The sequence below is a fragment of the Mesorhizobium sp. M7A.F.Ca.AU.001.01.1.1 genome, from assembly GCF_004022735.1.
Lineage (GTDB): Bacteria > Pseudomonadota > Alphaproteobacteria > Rhizobiales > Rhizobiaceae > Mesorhizobium > Mesorhizobium ciceri.
In genome coordinates this window covers 1-927 of record NZ_RZPF01001212.1, presented here as the reverse complement: position 1 = coordinate 927, position 927 = coordinate 1, and the positions used below count along the sequence as shown (strand labels likewise).

General features: G+C 65.0%; 1 protein-coding gene. It reads right to left on the bottom strand.

The window, feature by feature from the left end:
• On the bottom strand, positions 1 to 683 hold a 683-nt coding region (locus EN884_RS37155; protein WP_164895472.1), incomplete at its 3' end, for an FAD-dependent oxidoreductase.
• Between the last annotated feature and the right edge of the window lie 244 nt (positions 684 to 927).

Below are 927 nucleotides of genomic sequence, written 5' to 3'. Positions count from 1 at the left end.
ATCCTTATCCCCTTCTTTTCCATGGTTTCGTGCAGCATGCGCCGCAGGTCCATGTCGAACCGGCTGAGGATCTCCTTGCCGCGATAGACCAGCGTCGTGTCGACGCCGAGACCGTGAAAAATGTTGGCGAACTCGACGGCGATGTAACCGCCGCCCTCGATCATGATCGCCCTGGGCAACTCCTTGAGGTCGAAAGCTTCGTTGGAAAAGATGCAATGTTCGTGGCCGGGCAGCGCCGGATGCGCCGCCGGGCGGCCGCCGGTGGCAATCAGGATCTGGTCTGCTGTGACGGTGCGATCCTCACCCAGGAGATGCACGACATGCGGATCGACGATCATGGCGCGCGAGTGGAAGGTCTCGCCGCCGGCGCCCTCGACGTTCCTGACGTAGATCGCCTCCAGCCGGCTGATCTCGCGATCCTTGTTGGCGACCAGCGTCTGCCAGTCGAAACTGGCTTCCGGCACCGTCCAGCCATAGCCGGCGGCGTCGGCGAAGTGCTCGGGAAATTGCGAGGCATAGACGTAGAGCTTTTTCGGCACGCAGCCGCGGATGACGCAGGTGCCGCCATAGCGGTATTCCTCGGCGATGCCGACACGCTTGCCGAGTGCCGCGGCGACGCGGGCCGCCCTCACCCCGCCCGAGCCGCCGCCGATGACGAAAAGATCGTAGTCGTAACCGGCCATGACGCGGCTCCCAGGCTTCAGAAATGTGTCAGACAGGTAGGCCGCAAAACGGCAAAAGAAAAGCCCGGACAGGCCGGGCTTTCGCAGTAGGCCGCAAGGCCATTTGAAAATGCGCGTCAGTTGTTGTCCGCGGGGGCCGCACCATCGGCGGGCGCTGCGCCATCGGCCGGAGCGGCGGCTCCGTCGGCGGGCGCGGCGGGTGCTGCCTGCGCCTTTGCCTTGGCGGCAGCGGCCAGCGTTTCGC